The organism is Lysobacterales bacterium (genome assembly GCA_014946745.1).
Classification (GTDB): Bacteria; Pseudomonadota; Gammaproteobacteria; order Xanthomonadales; family Xanthomonadaceae; genus Aquimonas.
In genome coordinates, this window is sequence record JADCRD010000001.1 from 1,634,506 (window position 1) to 1,652,850 (window position 18,345).

The following is an 18,345-nucleotide window of genomic DNA, read 5'->3' on the forward strand; positions in this document are numbered from 1 at the left end:
GCCGCGCGGTCAAGGCAAAAACGACCAAGTCCATCGTGGACCTGATCCGGCTCGCGAGACCGGCGACGGCGGCCTCACTTCCGATGGATGAAGCATCGCGTGCCCGCTGCGCGCGCTCCACGGCGCTCGACACGGCTGGATTCATCAGCGTTGCTTCATGCGCCTCAGCCGCAGAAAAGCTGGCATGGCATCGACCTCACGTCGAGGCCGCCTCGCGCCGACGATGCAGCACCGAGGACCAGATCGACAGTGCGATCAGCACGACACCGGCCAGGCCGGTGATGACTTCGGGAACGTGGTGAAAGGTGCTGACGAGCATCAGCACGGCCAGAATCCCGATGGCGTAGTGCGCGCCGTGTTCCAGATAGATGAACTTGTCCAGCGTGCCGCGGTTGACCAGATGCACGGTCATCGAGCGCACGAACATCGCACCAATGGCGAGCCCCAGCATGATGATGACCACATCCTGGGTGATCGCGAACGCACCGATCACGCCATCGAAGGAGAACGAAGCGTCAAGCACTTCCAGATAGATGAAGCCGGCCGCACCCGAGCGCCGCACTGTCTGTACCGCCGCCTGGCCGTCCTCGGGGTTCTCGAAGAACACGTCGAGGCTGCCGACCGCCACGTAAAGAAGAATGCCCCAGGCGCCGGCGATCAGCGCATCCATCCGCGCTTCCGGCGGCAGAAAGGCCTGCAGAGCCAACAGCGCGAGAATGGCGAGACCGACGTTGACCGAATCGGCTCGACCGACCGCAGAAAGCCGGCGCTCCAAGGGTCCGAACCAGTGGGTGTCCTTGTCGGCATCAATGAGGAAGTTGAGAAACACCAGCAGCAGGAACATGCCGCCGAACGCCGCGATCGGCACGTGGCTCTCCATCAGATGACGCGAGTACTCCTTGGGTGATTCGAGTGCCATGTCGATCACTTCCAGCGAGCCCAAGCCCGTGGCCACGGCAACGATGACGATCGGAAACACGAGGCGCATACCGAACACCGCGATCAGAATGCCGACCGTCAGGAACATCTGCCGCCACCATTCATCCATGTCGCGCAGCACGCGCGCGTTGACGACGGCATTGTCGAAGGAAAGGCTGACCTCGAGGATGCCCAAGATCACTGTGATCAGCAGTGCGGACCACAGCCCGCCGGCCGAATGGGCGCCCCACCAAGCGGCGAGCGCGAGGCAGATGGCGGTGACCAGAAACGAGTAGCGGAAGTCTTTCACGCGTGCGGCCTGAGACGAGCGGGGCGACGCGCATTCTACGCGGGCCTGCGACTGCCGGAGACCGGCGAACCTGCGCCGACTGCGGGATCGCAGAGCCGCCGCAGCTGGCGACAGCCAGACCGGCGCGAGACGCAGGCGAGCAGCCGTGACGCCGCAATCGCCCGTCTGTGCCCACAGGTTTCCCCACCGCCGGGCGCCCGCCCGAAACGCGCAAGGCCCCGCATTGCGGGGCCTTGCCGGGATCACGCACTAGCGGGCTTCGGACCCGCGGCGATCGAACCGCTCGCTAGAACGGAATATCGTCTTCCTCGAAGTTGTCCTGCGGCGGCGCTTGCCGCGACGGAGCCGGCGCGCCCCCGCGAGGCGCTGCCGCGCGCTCGCCGCCGCGCGCATAGCCGCCGCCCTGCTCGCGCATGCCGCCCGACTCACCGCCACGCATGCCGCCGCCTTCACCACCCGCGCCGCCCAGCATCTGCATGTCGTTGGCGATGATATCGGTGCTGTAGCGTTCGACGCCGTCCTTGTCGGTGTACTTGTCGGTGCGCAGGCTGCCTTCGACGTAGACCTGCTTGCCCTTCTTCAGGTACTCCGCGGCGATCTCGGCCAGACGGCCGAACATCTTCACCCGGTGCCACTCGGTGCGCTCCTGCTTCTGGCCAGTCTGCTTGTCGGTCCAGCTCTCGTTGGTCGCCAGGCGCATGCTGGTGATGGCCGAACCGGAGGCGGTGTAGCGGGTTTCGGGGTCGGCGCCGAGCGTGCCGACGATGATGACCTTGTTGATGCCACGGGCCATGGGCGCAGTGTCCTTGTGTCTTGCGGCCGACATCGCGGCCAGGTTGCGAGGAGCCCAAGCGGAGCTCCGAGGTGCGGCGAAGTATAGCCGGCGGGCATCGGCGACGGGCCTCGGGGGACGTCAGCACAGCGCCCCATCAGAGGGTAGGAAAAGCGCCCGAAATCGCATCGGCCGAGCGCACCCCCTCGCTATAATCGACCCCCATGAACGTTGCCATCCTGCCCGAGAACTCCCGCCCCGCCCTGCGTCTCCCTGAGATCCAACCGCTGGTCGCGGCCGATATGGAGGCGGTCAACCGTCTGATCCGGGCGCGCCTGTCCTCCGATGTGGTGCTGATCAACCAGATCTCCGAACACATCATCGCCGCCGGCGGCAAGCGCCTGCGCCCGATGCTGGTGCTGCTGGCAGCGCGCGCGCTCGGCTACACCGGCTCGGATCACCTGCAAATGGCGGCGATCATCGAGTTCATCCACACCTCGACCTTGCTGCACGACGATGTCGTCGACGAGTCCGACCTGCGGCGCGGCCGCAAGACCGCCAACGCGCTCTGGGGCAATGCCGCCAGCGTGCTGGTCGGCGATTTTCTGTACTCGCGCAGCTTCCAGCTGATGGTCGAACTCGATCGCATGCCGGTGATGCGCATCCTCGCCAACACCACCAACGCCATCGCCGAAGGGGAAGTGCTGCAGCTGCTCCATGTCCACAACCCGGACACGGACGAGGCCGCCTACCTGCGGGTCATCGAACGCAAAACCGCCGTGCTGTTCGCCGCCGCCACCCGACTGGGCGCGCTGCTGGCGGGTGGGTCCGAAGCCCAGCAGGAGGCGATGGAGCGCTTCGGTCTCGCGCTGGGCTATGCCTTCCAGATCGCGGACGACGTGCTCGACTACACCGCTGACGCCGCCACGCTGGGCAAGAATCTCGGCGACGATCTGGCCGAAGGCAAGGCCACCCTGCCCTTGATCCACGCGCTGACCCGCGTCGATATCGACACCCGCGAACGCATGGCCCGGGCTATCGAAGAGGGCGATACCGGGGCGTTACCAGAGATCGTTCAGGCGATCCGCGCAAGCGGCAGTCTCGACTACAGCCAGCAGGTCGCCCGTCGCTACGCGGACGAAGCGATCCGGGCGCTCGAAAGCCTGCCCGAGAGCCCGCAGCTCGCAGCTTTGCGGGGATTGGCGGTGTACTCGGTGGAGCGGGAGTACTGAGCGGCGGGGATTGGGGATTCGGAGCCAGCAGAAGCGCGAGGAGCGTCGAAAGCTTTGCTGCGTGGCCCGAACAGCCGATCTTCGATGCCGCACGCCGGGTCTTCCGCCGTGCGGGTCATGTCCTCGACGCGCAAGCTCGCGCTCTGCGCGGGCCTTCGGTCGAACCTCGAATCTCGAATCCCGAATCCGCGCCCTCAAAAGACCTCGGCGAAGAAGTCGTCCATCATCCGGTAGGCGCGCTTGGCGCTGCGCTCGTGGTACTGGCAGCCGGGTGAATTGGCGTCGGCTTCGGCGAAGCAGTGCACGGCGTCGGCGAAGTTGACGAACTGCCAGTCGGCGCCGGCGTCGGTCATTTCCTTTTGCAGGCCGGCGATTTCCTCGGCGCTGACGTAGGTGTCGGCAGCCCCATTCAGCACCAGAACGCTGGCCTCGACCTCGCCCGCCTTGGCGGGCAACGAAGTGCCGAGACTGCCGTGGAAGCTGACCACGCCGGCGATGTCATCGCGACCACTGCGTGCCAGCTCTAGCACGGTGGCGCCGCCGAAGCAGAAGCCGATGGCGCCGATCTTGCCGTCGGTAAAGCCGCTGGCTTCGGGCTGCGCCTTGAGTTGATCCAAGGCTGCGCCTGCGCGGGCACGCAGCAGCGGGCGGTTGTCGTACATCGATCGCGCGGCTTGGCCCGCCTCCTGTGCGTTGGCGGGGCGCAGGTCCGCGCCGTAGACATCCGCCAGCAGCACCGCGTAGCCGCGGCCAGCGATCGCCTTCGCCTTCTCAAGCGCGGAGTCGGTGACGCCCATCCAGTTCGGCACCATGACCAGACCGCCGCGCGCAGCCGTTGCGTCGTCGTGCACGAAATAGCCTTGCATGGCGACCCCATCGACCTCCCAGGTGAGCTCGCGGGAGACGACCTCAGCCTGCGCGGGCAAGGCAAAGGCAAGCACAGTCGCAGCAAGCAGCAGACGCATGGTGCACTCCGATTTGATCAAGGTCCGCGAGTGTAGGCGCCAGAGGCGTCACAGCGGCGTGCGCAGACTCTCGGTGCAAGGCTGTGAGCTGCCGCGCGCTGTGGCGGGCGCGCTCGCGGATCGAGCACGGCAGCGCCTGATCCAACGGAACCCGGTCCGGCGACGCCGCGCTCGTGGCCACGGATCAGGTGCAGGATGCGCTTACTCTGTGCCGCCCAAGGAGACCCCGCATGGCCTGCCCCACCAGCCCACGGCTGCGCTTCGACGAGCTTGGCGCCGAGGATGCGGATTTCATTCTGCGTCTCACCAACAGCGAGGGCTGGCTGCGCTACATCGGCGACCGCGGCGTGCGCGGCCACGACGACGCGCTTCGCTACATCGACGAGGGCCCAGCCAGGCTCTACCGCGAGTATGGCTACGGCCTCTGGCGCATCAGCCGGATCGAGAATCCGACGCCGATGGGGCTGTGCGGCCTGGTGCGCCGCGACAGCCTGCCGGGACCCGATCTGGGCTTCGCCTTTCTCCCCGAGTTCTGGGGTCAGGGCTACGCTCGCGAAGCGGCCGAGGCAACGCTGGCTTTTGCCCGCGACACGCTGCGGCTGCCCGCCCTGCTCGCGATATGCCAGCCGGACAACGCGGCCTCGCTGGCGCTGCTCGCGCACCTCGGCTTCCGACACATGCAGGCCTCGGAACACGGCGATGGCAGCCGACTTTGCACGCTTGAGCGCGCGTTCTGAGAACGCACGGCGCCCGCCAGGCACAGCACGCTTTCGAGCACCCCTTGCCTAACCCGCGCCAAGCCAGACGAGCAGCTGCTGGCGGACCGCCTGCGAACGCAACAGCTGCAGATGGCCTGTGGCTGGCACGATGAATTCCGCCTCGACCGAGCTGCCCAGTGCGCGTCGTCCGAGCGCGCTGTCGACCGGCACCAGCCCGTCGCCGCGCACGCGCGCATCGAAGCCCAGCGGCGAGCGCGCCAGCACCGCAGCCACCGCGAACACGCGCAGGTCTCTCGGCAGCGCTCCCGTGCTCTGCAGACCCTCGCGCAGGTCGAGGATGCCGCGGCTGCGCAGTGCACCGATGCGGGTGAACGGATGCGCGAAGGGCAGTCGCCCCAGCACACGCTCAAAGGCGTGCCCCAGCCGCTCCAGAGGTGCGCCCTCATTCGGTGCACCGAGCAGCACGACTTCGCGCAGCACCTCGCGCCAGCGCATCGAGGCCTCGCGCGCGTGGCGTTCGGCGCTGCGCGCCACCAGACCGCCCATGCTGTGGCCGATCAGGCTGACGCGCGCGGGTGGCCGCGGCAGGGCGGCCAGCGCGGACTCGAGCGATTTGGCGAGCAGCGCGCCGCTGTGCTCGATCGCACGCCCGCTGTTGTAGCGGAAGTACACCGGCACCGCGCCGAGACCCAGGCCGAGCGCACCACCGTGGCCGGCGTCGGACGGACCACGCCACTGCTGCTCGTTCATGCACAGACCATGCACCAGCACCAGCAAGTGCCCCGAGGACGATGCCGCCAGCGCATCCGCCAGCGATCCCTCGTGCGCCACCAGCGCAGGCCGAATCGCCAGTGCGTTGCCGGTGGCATGCAGGTGATCCCCACAGACGCCGTTCAGCGCTGCCAGCCAGGCCAGACGGCGACCGTCGACCGGGGCTTCGTCCGGTGTGTCGCCCGGCTCGCCCACGCGCAGGCCTTCGAGACTGCGCAGCGCCGCCTGCGCGCCTGTCCCGACCAGCGCGTGGCCGCCGCGTACCAGTCGGTAGACGTGACCGGCTAGACCGCCACATCGGTCTTCAGAGGTGCCGGGCGCCAGCCCCAGGGTCCGTCTCACCGACTGATGCACCCCTTCGGTGATGTCGATAACGCCTTCGCCAGCGCGCAGCGCCAAGGCCAGCGCGGCCCGTGCATCACCCGGATGCCAGCGCTGGGTCCGCTCTCGCTTCGTGCTCATTCGCGTTCTCCGACCGTGGGTCACTGGACTCGCCAACGCCGCGCATGGGCAGGCGCGGGCAGCGTCGATGAAGCCTGCGCGCTCGGGCTGGAGCGATTGCTCCGCTCGCAGCATACGCAGGAACCCTGCGCGGATGGCCGACCCCGTGCGTCGGGTTCTGGCCACAGTGCGGCGCGGTGTGGGGGCACCGCCCACCCTGGCCTACAGATCTCGCGCGTGGCCGCCCACACAGGACGGCCGCTCGCAGTTGGGCTTGAGTTCGCGCCCAGGCGCGCGCCAAGGCCACCGGGCGAGTCGTGCTGCTACCCTGCCCTCGCCCCCGGCTTGACCTCGAGCGCGCCGACATGTCACTGCTCCGATTGCTGATTCCGCTGTCGCTTTGTCTTTCTGCCGTGCCCACGTACGCGTTGTCGCCGGTCACGCAGACACCACCGATCCCGCCGCCGCGCGTCTGGATTCCGCCAGACGGCGATCTTGAGCCGGTGCGGCTGCAGTCGGTCACGATCCGGATCGAGAGCCAGGGTCCGTTGGCGCGCACCAGGATCGAGCTCGAGTTCCACAACCCCAACGCACGCGTGATCGAGGGCGAGTTCGTGTTCCCGCTCGGCCCCGGGCAGAGCGTCTCCGGCTACGCGCTCGACGTGGAAGGCCGGATGCGCGAGGGCGTGGTTGTGCCCAAGCAGACCGCACGGGTTGCCTTCGAGGACATCAGCCGAGAGCAGATCGATCCGGGCCTGGCTGAGCTCACCCGCGGCAACGTTTTCCGCACGCGCCTGTATCCGATCCCGGCGCGCGGCAGCAAGCGTGTGGCTCTGGCGTTCGAACAGCTGATGCCGCAGCGCGAAGGCCACTACCGCTACGTGCTGCCGCTCAGCTTTGACAGCACGGTCGAGCGCTTCGAAGTGCAGGCGTTTGCACAGGTCGGCGAGTCGCAGTCCGCACCGGCATCGCCGGATGCAGAGCTGCGCTTCGATCGCGCCGGGCACGCCTGGAGTGCCGGCTTCGTGCGTCGCAACCTGCGGCCGCAGCGCGAACTGGCCTTCGCGATTCCGGCGACGACAGCCCCGGCCGCCCAAGTGGAGGCTCAAGACCCGCTGGAGCCTTCGTGGCGCAGTCTGGTGGCGGATGTGCCGCTTGCACCCCAGCCAAGCGCATCGATATCGGTCACGCCGCGCGTCGCGCTGTTCTTCGACGCCTCGGCCAGCGCCCGTCGACGTGACCTCGCTCGTGAGCGCCGAGTGCTTCAGGCCTGGCTGGAAGCCGCAGGCGTCCGCGAGCTTTGGCTGGTGCCGTTCCGCGACGTTGCCGAGTCGCCGCGCCGATTCGAGCTTGCCTCAGGCGACACCGGCGCTCTGCTCGCGGCGCTCGAAGCGCTGCCGCTGGACGGCGCCAGCAGCTACGGCAGCGTCGACCTCAGCGAACTGCCCGACGTCGATCGCGTGCTGGTGCTCGGCGAAGGTCTGCAGAACTTCGGTGCGGCCTCGCCGCGCCTGCAGACGCGCTCCCGTGGCCGTCCCAGAGTCTCGGTGCTCGTGGCCGCGCAGACTTCCGACCCCGTCCGGCTGCAGCGGATCGCCAACGCGCATGGCGGCGAGGTGATCGACCTGCTGCAGGTCGAGGCCGAGGCCGCGGTGAAGGCCCTGCTGGCCCCGGCGCGCCGCGTGCTGGCAGCGGAAGTGACGCGCGGACGCTGCGAACAGGTGTTGCCGCTGCCGGGCGAAGCAATTGGATCGCGGTTACTGGTAAGCGCGCGCTGTCAGGGGGATTCGAGGATCCGCCTGCGCTGGGGCAGCGAGAGCGGCAGCGAGACGATGGAAATCGATGTCGGTCAGCAGGCACCGGCTGTGGGCGTGGTGGCCGACGCGGTGCACAGGCTGCAGGCCCAGCAACATCTGCAGCGCATGGCCACAGCGGAGTCGCCCGACAAGCCGGCCATGCTGGCCCTGGCCACGCGCTACGGGGTGGTCACCGAGCAGACCTCTCTGCTCGTGCTCGACCGCATTGAAGACTACGTGCGCTACCGCATCGCCCCAAAAGAGCCCGATCTGCGGGCCGACTACGAGCAGGCCCTGGCCCAGGCACCCAAGCAAGCATCCGGGCCCGCCGAGCGCGAGCGGATCCAGGGCCTGATGGCCGAATGGGCCGAGTTCAGCCGTTGGCATCGCGAGCGCCATCCATGGCTCGAAACTCTGCTCCCGCAGGCCGCGGCGGCCGAGCTGGCGCTGTGGCGATCGCGCGCGCAGCGCGACCGCAGCGTTCGCGCCGAGTTTCGTCGGGTGCGGGCGCTGGAGAAGAGCATCCGCGAACTGCAGCGCCGATGGCCGCGCGATGGCGTGGAAAGAGAGTCCCGTCGAGCGTGGGAGCGCGAAGCCAGCGAGCGGCTCGCGCAGCTGCTGGCGCTGCGCGGCCGACGCGAAGCCTTACCCCCGCTGCCCGCGGATGGCGGTGAAACCGGAAGGCAGCGACCTGAGGATTTCGATCGCGCGCCGCAGGGGGCGCCGGTCCCCGCGCCGTCGCCCTCAGCGGCGCCGGGCGTTGCCAGCGAGGCACCACTCGAACAAAGTGCAGTGACTGGAGCCCTGGGCGGCGAGCTTGAAAGCGACGGTACCGCCACCGACCCGTCTGCACGCAGCACCATCCAGCTCAGCCCCTGGACTGCGGACACGCCCTACATGAAGGCGATCCAGGCGAGCACGGATGCCTACGCCGAGTATCTGCGCCAGCGCGAGACCTATGGCGACATCCCTGGCTTCTATCTCGACGTCGCCGACCATCTGCGCGATGTGCAAGGCGATGCCGTGCTCGCCCAGCGTGTGCTGTCCAACCTCGCCGAGCTTTCCACCGAGGACACCGCGCTCGTGCGCGTGCTCGCGCACCGTCTCTCGCAGTGGGGCTCGTGGGCGCAGGCAGTGCAGCAGTTCGAGACCGCGCTGGAGCAGCGCCCCGAGGAGCCACAGAGCTATCGCGATCTGGCGCTCGCGCTGGCGCGACTTCCGCAGCCGGACTTTCCGCGCGCGACCCAGCTGCTCTGGAAGGTCGCGCTCGGCGACTGGAGCGATCGCTTCCCGGGCATCCAGCTGATCGCAGCCCATGAGATCAACGATCTGGTCGCCCGGGCCGGGCCCACGCTGGTCGATACGCTCGATGCCCTGGGAGTTCCGCAGGCCCTGCGCGAGCCCTTGCCGATCGGCCTGAGGGTGACGCTCGGTTGGGACGCCGACAACACGGACATCGATCTGTGGGTCATCGACCCCTTGGGCGAAGCCGTCTACTACGCGAGCAGTCGATCCGCCAGCGGAGGACGCGTCAGTCGCGATCTGATCCAAGGCTATGGGCCCGAGGTCTTCACCCTGACCCGGCCGCTGCCCGGCGTCTATCGCGTGCAAGCGGCCTACTTCAGCGACCGACGACAAAGCCTGACCGGCCCGGTCACGGTGCAGCTGGAGTTTCAAACCGGATTCGGCACGTCCGACGCCGCGCGACAAGCCACGACGCGTCGCCTGCAGGACGTGAGCGGCCGGATCGATGTGGGCGAGTTCAGGGTGGAGCTGGAGTGACCACGCCCCGGGCCGCAGGCCTGCACAGTGCGCGGCAGCCCTCGCCTACTCCGCTCCCGGCGCGGCCAGCAGGGTGGCGAGCTCACCGCTCGCAATCAAGGCCTCGAGATCGGTAGCGCCGCCGATCAGTCGACCGCGCACGAAGACCATCGGGAACGTCGGCCAGCCCGACCACATCTTCAGCGCCAGACGACGACGCCACTGCGACAGGTAGCTGCCGTAGCCGAGGTAGCGATACTCGATACCGGCACGCTGCAGAGCGCGTCGGGCGCGTCTCACGAAGGGGTTGCCCGCCATGCCGATCACCAGCACCGGCGACTTCGCCAGAGCGCTCAGAACATCCTTGAGCAGGGCAGCATGCGAGCCCGAAACGCTGTCCCGAATGGCGGGATGGATCTGTGCTTCGTCGAGGACAGTTCGCGGCATCACGCTCACCTTGTGGATGTCAGGGCCGAAAGTCTGCAGGAGTTTTCGGCTCGCGGCAGCTTGAGCGCAGACGAACGCGACGCTGACAGCACGCGTGCGCATCGCGAGAATGGCGGTCTTCCTTCACCCACTTGAAGACCATGTCACGCTGGCGTCCACATGCCCCCGGCTCTACGCCCCTCATCACGCGCGAGGGCTTCGAGACCCTGCGCACGGAACTCAATCACCTGTGGCGCGAGAAGCGGCCTGAGGTCGTCAAGGCGCTGGCTGCCGCCGCAGCGGAGGGAGACCGCAGCGAGAACGCCGAGTACACCTACCGCAAGAAGCAGCTGGGCGAGATCGACCGACGCGTGCGCTATCTCAGCAAGCGTCTGCAGGCCCTCAAGGTCGCCGAAGGCCCACCCGCCGACCCTGCAGCGGTGTTTTTTGGGGCGTGGATCGAACTTGAACGCGTGGACAGCGGTGAGATCCTCCGCTATCGCATCGTTGGACCTGACGAAACGGACGCCGCCCGTTCGTGGATCAGCATCGACTCGCCGCTTGCCAGGGCAGCCCTGAAGAAACGCGCGGACGACGAATTCGACGCCGAGCTGCCCGGCGGCCGCGTGCGCTTCGCTGTGCTTGACGTGCGCTACAGCTCACCCGACTGAGGTTTGCTTCAAGCAGCCGAGCCGCTGTCTGGCAACGCTGGCAGCCCCGGTGCCTGAAGCGCAGAGGAGCGCCGGCCTCGTGGCCGGCGCTCCCCGATCATCACTCGCTGCGACCCAGCCCGCGCAGGGCCAGAGCTCCGACGCCGAGCATCAGCAGGATCAAGCCAAGCAAGCCACCCAGGCTGTTCGTCGGCACCATCACCGGCGGCGGGAACACACCGGCACTAATCTGACGCGTGCCGCTGAACCCGTTGGCGTCGGTGACCGTCACCACGAAGGTGTAGCTGCCGGTGGTATTCGGAGTCCCTGAGAGCAGGCCCGTGGGGCTGAGCGTGATGCCCGGCGGCAAGGTGCCCGAAGCGAGGGCGAAGCTGTACGGACCCGCACCACCACCGCCCTGCAGCTGCAGGCTGAACGGTCGGTTGAAGAACCAGCTCGGCGGCACGGCCGTCGGGATGGTGATGGTCGGCGCCACCACTTCGATGGTGTAGGCGCGGGTCGCGGTGCCAGCGGTGCCGGCGGTGCTGTCCGTCACCTGCGCCGTGAAGTTGAAGCTACCCGCAGCGGTGGGAATGCCCGAGAGCGCGCCGTCTGCCGCAAGCGTCACGCCGGGCGGCAGTGCGCCCGCTGACACCGTGAAGGCGTACGGGGCATTACCGCCGCTGGCCGTCAGCTGCGCACTGTAGGGCGCGCTGCCGGTGCCGGAGGGCAGCGTGGCGGGTTGCAGCGTCAGCGTCGGCGCGCCCACGACCAGGGTGTAGGCACGGCTGCCGGTCTGGCTGTTGGCATCGCTGGCGGTCACAGTGAAGTTGAAGCTGCCCGATGCGGTCGGGGTGCCCGAGAGCACGCCGGCGCTGGACAGGTTCAGACCTGCTGGCAGCGCACCCGCCGACACGGCGAAGGTGTACGGGGCCACCGCGCCGCTGGCCGACAGGGTTTCGTTGTAGCTGCTGGCCGCGGCCGCCGCCGGCAGCGTGGCCGGATCGACCGCGATCGTCGGCGCAGCCACCGCCAGCGTGTAGGCACGATTGACAGTGAACGGGCTGCCAGTGCCGGTGGAGCCGGTGTCCGTCGCGGTGATGGTGAACGTGAAGCTGCCCGATGCCGTCGGCGTGCCGGAGACCGTCGCTCCGGTCAGGCCCAGGCCGGCCGGCAGCGCACCCGCTGTCACCGCGTAGGTGTAGGGGCCCACGCCACCCGCAGCAGCGAACGCCTGCGAGAACGCGGTGTTGTACGTGCCGCTGAGGTTTGCGCCAGCCGGATCCAGCGTCAGCGTCGGGCCGCCCACGGTGAGCGCAAACGCCTGGCCCACCGAGAACGGACCGTTGCCCGTGCTGCTGTCGGTCGCGGACACGTTGAGGTTGAAGCTGCCTGCCTGTGTCGGCGTGCCCGAGACGGTGACGGTGTTGGCCGTTGACCCCGTGATCGAAAGGCCCGTCGGCAGGTTGGTGACCTGATAGCCGCTCCAGGGCTGCGCGCCACCGTTGAAGGTGAAGGTCTGGGTGTAGGGCGCGGACACCGTCGCGCTGAAGCCGCCAGCTGGGGTGATCGTCACCACCGGGTCCTGCACGGTGATGCTGACCGTGGCGATCGCCGAGGTGCCACCCGAGTTGGACGCGGTGTAGGTGAAGCTGTCCGAACCCGCGAAGCCCGCGTTCGGCTGATAGGTGATGGCCGTACCGGTGACGACCGCGGTACCACGAGTCGGTGCCGTGCCGAGCAGCACGGAGGTGGGCGCACCACCACTCAAGGCCAGAGGCACATTGGTCGCCGCCGCGTTGTAGGCCACCGTCAGCGTCGAGTTGGTCGCAACCGGCGGGACATCGATCACCGTGATCGAGTACGCCCGCGTCACGGTGTACGGGCCGGTGCCGGTGCTGCTGTCGGTCGCCGTGATGCTGAAGTTGAAAGTGCCGAGGGCGCTGGGCGTTCCCGTGATGGCACCGGTCCCCGCGTTCAAGGTCAGGCCGTTCGGCAGATCGCCAGCTGTGAGTGCGTACACGTAGGGCGCCGTACCACCCGAAGCCGGGCTGATCGCGGCCGAATAGGCGGCGCCGAGGGTGGCCCCCGCCAGCGAAGTCGCGGGCAGGGTGAGGGTCGGCGGCGCAATGACAAGAGTGTAGGCCTGAGTACCCGCGAACGGCCCCGGCGCGCCGCTGCTGTCGGTCGCGCTGACGGTGAAGTTGAAGCTGCCGCCCGCCGTCGGCGTGCCGCTTAGGATGCCGCCCGCGCTCAGGGTCAGACCGGCCGGCAACGCGCCCGCAGAAACCGCAAAGCTGTAGGGCGCGGCGCCGCCGCTGGCCGTGATGGTCTCGCTGTAGGCCGCAGCCACCGTTCCGCCAGGCAGCGTGCCAGGGCTGACCGTCACCGGCACGTCGTCATTGGTGATGGTGCCCAAGCCCTGGTTGTCGCTGATCGTCGAATTGGTGGCACCGCTCAGGTTGACGAAGAAGGTCTCGTTCGCCTCAGGGATGGTCTCGCCGATCACCGGCACGGTGATTGTGCGGGTGGTCTGGCCAGGGGTGAAGGTCAGCGTGCCGCTGGTATTGGTGTAATCCGCTGGCTGGGTCGCAGTGCCGTCGGCCGTGGCGAAGTTGACCTGCACGGTCTGCCCGCTGGCTGCGCTCAGGGTCACGGTGAACACCGCGTTGACGGTGCCGGCATTGCCTTCGACCACAGTCACGTCATTGATCGACAGGCTTGGCAGCGGATCGTCGTTGACGATCGTGCCCACACCCTGCCCGTCCACCACCACGGCATTCACCACGTTGGTCACGTTGACGAAGAAGGTCTCGCTGGGCTCATTCAGCAGGTCGCCATTGACCAGCACGGTGAAGGTGTAGGTGCTGCTACCCGCCGGGATGGTCTGGTTGGTCAGGCTGCTGGCCACGTAGTCCACGCCGGCGGTGGCGCTGCCGTTTGCGGTGCCGATGTCGAAGGTCACTCCGCCCGGGCCGGCCGGTGCGCTGAGGCTGACCGTGAACGTGAAGTTGGTGATGCCGGCATTGCCCTCATTCGCCGTGACGTCGTTGATGACCAGATTCGGCAGGTCGTCGTTGAGGATCGTGCCAGTGGCGCTGTTGGGCACGCCGACGGTGTAGCCCGCGCCTGCATTCAGAGTCAGCACCACCGTCTCGTTGGTTTCGATGGTGGCGTCAGCCGTCGGGTTGACCGTGATCGTGCCGGTAGTGTTGCCGGCTGGGATCACGAGCGGCGAGGCGATCGTCGCGTAGTCGGTGCCGTTGGTGGCCGTGCCGCCGATGGTGTAGCCGACCGAGAGGGCCGAGAACGAGGCCTGGTTCAGGGTGACCGTGTAGACGAGGTTGGGCGCGCCGTCTTCCGCGACGTTCGCCGGCGAGACGCTGATGGTCGCGCTCGGCACGTCATCGTTGAGGATGGTGCCAGTGGCGCTGGCGGGCACGCCGACGGTGTAGCCGGTGCCGGCCGCAACTGTGAAGGTCACGGTTTCATCCGCTTCGACGGTGCCGTCGACAGACGGATCGATGGGGAAGGTGGCCGTGGTCGCGCCGGCGGGGATCGTGATGTTCGCGGGCGCGCCGGTGTAGTCGCCGCCGGAGGTCGCGGTGCCGGAAAGGGTCAGATTCACCAACGTCGGCGAAGAGAGGTTCAGGCTGCGGGTGACCGTGTAGGTGAAGTTGGTCGCGCCGTCTTCGCTGATCGAGGCCGGCGTCACCGCGATGCTGACGCTCGGCGGCGGGCTGACGGTGAGGGTGAAGCTCTCGACTTCGAAGTAGGTGCCGGGGCCGGTGCTGGCATCCGTGACGCGGATGGTGACCGGGAAGTTGCCCGGGGCGGCCGCGGTGGTGCCGCTGATGACGCAGGCGGAGGAGATGGTGATTCCAGCCGGGAACGCACCCGTCTCAAGCTGGCAGGTGTGCGGCGCGACGCCGCCGGCGATCGCGAGCGTCTGCGAGAACGGTGCGCTCTGGATGGCGGTTCCAGTCGCCGGACTGATCGCAAGCGACGGGTTCTGCACCGAGCCGGTGTAGCCGCGATCAACGAATTGCGCGGTCGGCGAAGTCGAATCGGTGGAACGCACGCTGAAGCTGTAGGCGCCGCGCTGGGTGGGCGTACCGCTCAAGACACCCGCGCTCGAAAGCGTCACGCCGGCCGGGAGCACGCCGCTCTGCAAGGCATAGGTGTAGGGAGCAAGTCCGCCGGCCGAGGTCAGGGTCTGCGAGAACGCAGTGCCGGCCGTGAGCGTCGGCAGCGCAGCTGGCGATACCGTGATCGGCGAGGCCGAGGGATTGATGGTGATGGTGACTCGGACGTCGCCGGTGCCCGCTGCGGTGGCTTCGGTGATCTCGAAGACGTCGGTCGAGCCGATACCCGTGGTGCCGTTATGGCTGTAGTCGAGGAACCACTGACTGCCTGGACCGGGAGTGATGCGGGTGGTGGCCGCGCCGTGATCCTCGAAGTCACCGGCGCCGGAGCTGCCGCCATCGATATCGCCGATACCGGCAAACGCGACGTTGGACGCGCAGTCGGTAATGTTGATCGACACTGTGCCACCGCTGGAAACCGTCGCGGTCTGCGGCGGACACTCGGACGAGGTGTGCTGCGCGCGCGCAGGCCCTGATGGCATCAGCGTGGCGGCTGCCAAAAGCAGCGCCGCGAACGAAGTACGCGCAGGGCGCGCGGCGAAACCGAGAACGAGTGACATGCGTCTGATTCCCCTGAAAGGTCGACTCGGATGGACAACTGCAAGTTGGCGACTCGCCGCACGCCGTGCAACCGACGTTTGCAGCAGGCCCGGGCAGAAATATCAGTCCCCGCCCCCGACGATGCGGACTGACTGGGTCGCCATTTGAACAGATGCGCGTGGCTTGCGAAAGCCCGAACAGGCATTGCTTGGAGAGCCAAGACAACGCGCGCAACCTTTCGTCACCGGAGTGCAAGATCCATGCTCGAAAGCGCAAAGCCCTATCTGACCGCGCCGCATGCCATGCGCTGCGCTGGGCGCCTTCGAGCCGTTTCGCGGTGAAGTGCCGATGGATGAACGGACAGCGTGTCCGCGGCACCGGCGCAGATCGCGTTTGGGGCTTGTCGGACATCACGATGCGGTTCAGAGTACGCCGGCGCGACGGAATGGACGTCTGCGCTCACCATCCAACGGGAGGAGAGCGATGAGCGAGTTTTTCATCGGCCAGATCATGATGGCCGGCTTCAATTTCGCGCCAAAGTTCTGGGCGCTGGCCAACGGGCAGCTGCTGCCGATCAACCAGAACCAGGCCCTGTTCTCGCTGCTGGGAACCCAGTACGGCGGCAACGGCACCACCAACTTCGCCCTGCCGGATCTGCGCAGCCGCACACCGATCGGATACGCCTCGTCGGTAGACCCAAGCTGGCAGCCACCCTCCGTGCAGATCGGTCAGGCCTCGGGCGTCGAGAACGTGACCCTGCTGTCGACCAACCTGCCGTCGCACACGCATTCGGTCAATGCGTCGACGAGCAACGGCGACAACCGCGGCGCCTCGGGTCGCTTGTTCGCGACCAGCACGAACGCAGGCTCACCACCTCCGAATCTTTATTCCGCGAGTTCGGGCGCCGTGGTGCCGCTGAACCAGCAGACCGTTTCGCCATCTGGCGGCAACCAGCCGCACCCAAACCTCCAGCCCTACAGCGTGATCAATTTTTGTATTGCGCTGAGCGGGATCTTCCCCTCGCGCAACTGAGCGCGCACATCCTTTCTGTGGCCTGAGCGCAGCGCTCAGCGCAGCCCGTACGACCCTGGAGCACGCCCCATGAGCACGCCCTATATCGGCGAGATCCGCATGTTTGCTTTTGGCACCCGTGGTGCCCCGAACAACTGGCAGGCCTGCGACGGCAGTCTGCTGCCCATTTCAGAGTACGACGCTCTGTTCGCCCTGATTGGCACCACCTACGGCGGTGACGGCCAGACCACGTTTGCGGTGCCTGATCTGCGGGGTCGTTTGCCGATGCACCAGGGCCAGGGCCCTGGTCTCAGCAACTACGTCATCGGGCAGCGCGCAGGCACCGAGACGGTCACAGTGTTGCCCACCCAGATGCCTGCACACACGCACACGATCGTGGCATCCGGCACCGCCGCAACCTCGCTGACACCGGGCACTACGCTGCTTCCTGCAGTAGTCAGCGGCGACAACTTCTACGTTTCCGATGTCAGCACGGCGACGCCGGTGGCCATGGCGGCGAACTCGACCAGCCTCGCGGGCGGCAGCCAGCCGCACGAGAACTGCATGCCGACGCTGACGGTGCAGTACTGCATCGCCACTTTCGGCATTTTCCCAAGCCAAGCTTGATGCCGGTCTGCCACAGGACGCGCCGCACCGGCGCGGCTGCAGCCATCACACCAGAGATCATTCGGAGCACTCCGTCATGACCCAACCCTACATCGGCGAGATCCAGTTGTTCGGCTTCAACTTCAACCCGCGTGGGTGGGCGTTCGCGAACGGCGCCACACTGCCGATCTCGCAGAACACCGCGCTGTTCTCATTGATCGGCACCATCTATGGTGGCAACGGCCAGACCACCTTCCAGCTGCCGAACTTCGCCGGTCGAGCGGGCTGTCAGCAGGGCAACGGCCCCGGGCTCTCACCACGGACGCTGGGGCAGACGTTTGGCGCCAACACCGTGACCCTCACCAGCAACCAGATCCCGCAGCACAACCATGGCGTGAATGCCTACGTGCCCTCGACTGCCAGCGCGCCGGTCACCAACGGTGGATTCTCCCAGCCCGGCATCTCCGCGAACCGGCCCTTCTTGGCAGCCGCGCCCAATACGACCTTTGCCCCGACGATGCTCCAGCCGAGCCAGGGGGGAGGCCAGCCGCATCAGAATCAGCAGCCCTACCTTGGCGTGAACTTCTGCATCGCGCTGCAGGGGATCTACCCCTCTTTCCCCTGAGGTCGCTGCGTGCTGGCACCTCTCTCGCAGAGCAGCGGATCCCAGCAAGGCTTCACGCTTCGACCGCTGGCACCGACGGACGAGGCGTGGCTGCGCGAGCTCTACGCCTCGACCCGCAGCACGGAAATGGCGGCTGTCCCGTGGCCGGACGCCGCCAAGCGCAGCTTTCTGGACCAGCAGTTCGCGCTGCAACGCAAGCACTTCGAGCAGCACTACAGCGAAGCGAGTTTCCTCGCGATTCTCGCTCCAGAGACCCACAGCCCGATCGGTCGCTACTACGTTCTGGAAAGCGGTCCCGAACACCTAGTCGTCGACATCGCGCTGTTCCCGCGCTGGCAGAATCAGGGCATCGGCAGCACGCTGATCCGGCAAAGCCAAACTCGCGCGGCCGACAGCGGCGCCGCGATGGGTTTGCATGTGCTGAAACACAACCCGTCGGCGCTACGGCTTTACCAGCGCCTTGGCTTCGTAGTTGTCTCTGACGAAGGCATGCACTGGCGAATGCGCTGGCGACCAAGCACGGCCTCGCAAGCCGGCTAAGTGTCCGCAGGGAAGCGCACATCGAGGCGGAAGCGTGAAGCGCGCGGCCGCCTCTCAGGTGTTTGGCCGGCCTGTCGTGATGCTTACGGGTCAGTAACCGGCAAGCACGCATACCGC

14 protein-coding genes are annotated in these 18,345 nt (G+C 67.5%); 8 read left to right on the plus strand and 6 right to left on the minus strand.

Annotated features, from left to right (window positions below; all coding sequences use genetic code 11):
* Positions 1-196: 196 nt before the first annotated feature.
* Together H4O13_06320 and ssb are read right to left on the minus strand one after the other, a co-directional pair.
* Positions 197-1,228 carry a DUF475 domain-containing protein gene (locus H4O13_06320; protein ID MBE5315002.1) on the minus strand — a complete coding sequence of 344 codons (1,032 nt, stop codon included), beginning with the start codon at positions 1,226-1,228 and terminating at the stop codon, positions 197-199.
* A gap of 286 nt (positions 1,229-1,514) precedes the next feature.
* Positions 1,515-2,021, minus strand: coding sequence for a single-stranded DNA-binding protein (gene ssb, locus H4O13_06325; GenBank protein ID MBE5315003.1), 507 nt, complete (start codon positions 2,019-2,021; stop codon positions 1,515-1,517).
* A gap of 203 nt (positions 2,022-2,224) precedes the next feature.
* Here ssb and H4O13_06330 point away from each other — a divergent pair, with 203 nt between their 5' ends.
* Positions 2,225-3,232, plus strand: coding sequence for a polyprenyl synthetase family protein (locus H4O13_06330; protein ID MBE5315004.1), 1,008 nt, complete (start codon positions 2,225-2,227; stop codon positions 3,230-3,232).
* Between the two features lie 194 nt (positions 3,233-3,426).
* On the opposite strand, the gene H4O13_06335 is transcribed toward H4O13_06330, so the two are convergent.
* Positions 3,427-4,197 carry a dienelactone hydrolase family protein gene (locus H4O13_06335; protein MBE5315005.1) on the minus strand — a complete coding sequence of 257 codons (771 nt, stop codon included), beginning with the start codon at positions 4,195-4,197 and terminating at the stop codon, positions 3,427-3,429.
* 230 nt (positions 4,198-4,427) lie between these two features.
* Here H4O13_06335 and H4O13_06340 point away from each other — a divergent pair, with 230 nt between their 5' ends.
* Positions 4,428-4,934 carry a GNAT family N-acetyltransferase gene (locus tag H4O13_06340; GenBank protein MBE5315006.1) on the plus strand — a complete coding sequence of 169 codons (507 nt, stop codon included), beginning with the start codon at positions 4,428-4,430 and terminating at the stop codon, positions 4,932-4,934.
* A 48-nt stretch (positions 4,935-4,982) separates the two neighbouring features.
* Here the strand turns inward: H4O13_06340 and H4O13_06345 are convergent, their stop codons facing one another.
* Positions 4,983-6,149: an alpha/beta fold hydrolase gene (locus H4O13_06345; GenBank protein MBE5315007.1), complete on the minus strand. Its 1,167-nt coding sequence runs from the start codon at positions 6,147-6,149 to the stop codon at positions 4,983-4,985.
* Positions 6,150-6,493: 344 nt separating this feature from the next.
* Here H4O13_06345 and H4O13_06350 point away from each other — a divergent pair, with 344 nt between their 5' ends.
* Positions 6,494-9,706 carry a DUF2135 domain-containing protein gene (locus tag H4O13_06350; protein ID MBE5315008.1) on the plus strand — a complete coding sequence of 1,071 codons (3,213 nt, stop codon included), beginning with the start codon at positions 6,494-6,496 and terminating at the stop codon, positions 9,704-9,706.
* Positions 9,707-9,751: 45 nt separating this feature from the next.
* Here the strand turns inward: H4O13_06350 and H4O13_06355 are convergent, their stop codons facing one another.
* A complete protein-coding gene (locus tag H4O13_06355) occupies positions 9,752-10,132 on the minus strand; it encodes a glutaredoxin (GenBank protein MBE5315009.1) in 381 nt (126 codons plus the stop codon).
* A 140-nt stretch (positions 10,133-10,272) separates the two neighbouring features.
* Here H4O13_06355 and greB point away from each other — a divergent pair, with 140 nt between their 5' ends.
* Entirely contained in the window at positions 10,273-10,782 is a 510-nt protein-coding gene (gene greB, locus H4O13_06360) for a transcription elongation factor GreB (GenBank protein ID MBE5315010.1), read from the plus strand.
* Between the two features lie 100 nt (positions 10,783-10,882).
* Here greB and H4O13_06365 read toward each other — a convergent pair whose 3' ends face one another.
* Positions 10,883-15,466, minus strand: coding sequence for a putative Ig domain-containing protein (locus H4O13_06365; protein ID MBE5315011.1), 4,584 nt, complete (start codon positions 15,464-15,466; stop codon positions 10,883-10,885).
* Between the two features lie 463 nt (positions 15,467-15,929).
* Between H4O13_06365 and H4O13_06370 the strand changes: the two genes are divergently transcribed.
* The 4 genes from H4O13_06370 to H4O13_06385 all read left to right on the plus strand — a co-directional run bounded on the left by H4O13_06370 (position 15,930) and on the right by H4O13_06385 (position 18,228).
* Complete coding sequence (locus H4O13_06370) at positions 15,930-16,478, plus strand: phage tail protein (protein MBE5315012.1); 549 nt, start codon at positions 15,930-15,932, stop codon at positions 16,476-16,478.
* A 69-nt stretch (positions 16,479-16,547) separates the two neighbouring features.
* Positions 16,548-17,084, plus strand: a complete 537-nt coding sequence (locus tag H4O13_06375) for a phage tail protein (GenBank protein ID MBE5315013.1) — start codon at positions 16,548-16,550, stop codon at positions 17,082-17,084.
* Between the two features lie 76 nt (positions 17,085-17,160).
* A complete protein-coding gene (locus H4O13_06380) occupies positions 17,161-17,688 on the plus strand; it encodes a phage tail protein (GenBank protein MBE5315014.1) in 528 nt (175 codons plus the stop codon).
* Positions 17,689-17,697: 9 nt separating this feature from the next.
* Positions 17,698-18,228, plus strand: coding sequence for a GNAT family N-acetyltransferase (locus H4O13_06385; protein ID MBE5315015.1), 531 nt, complete (start codon positions 17,698-17,700; stop codon positions 18,226-18,228).
* Positions 18,229-18,345: the final 117 nt, after the last annotated feature.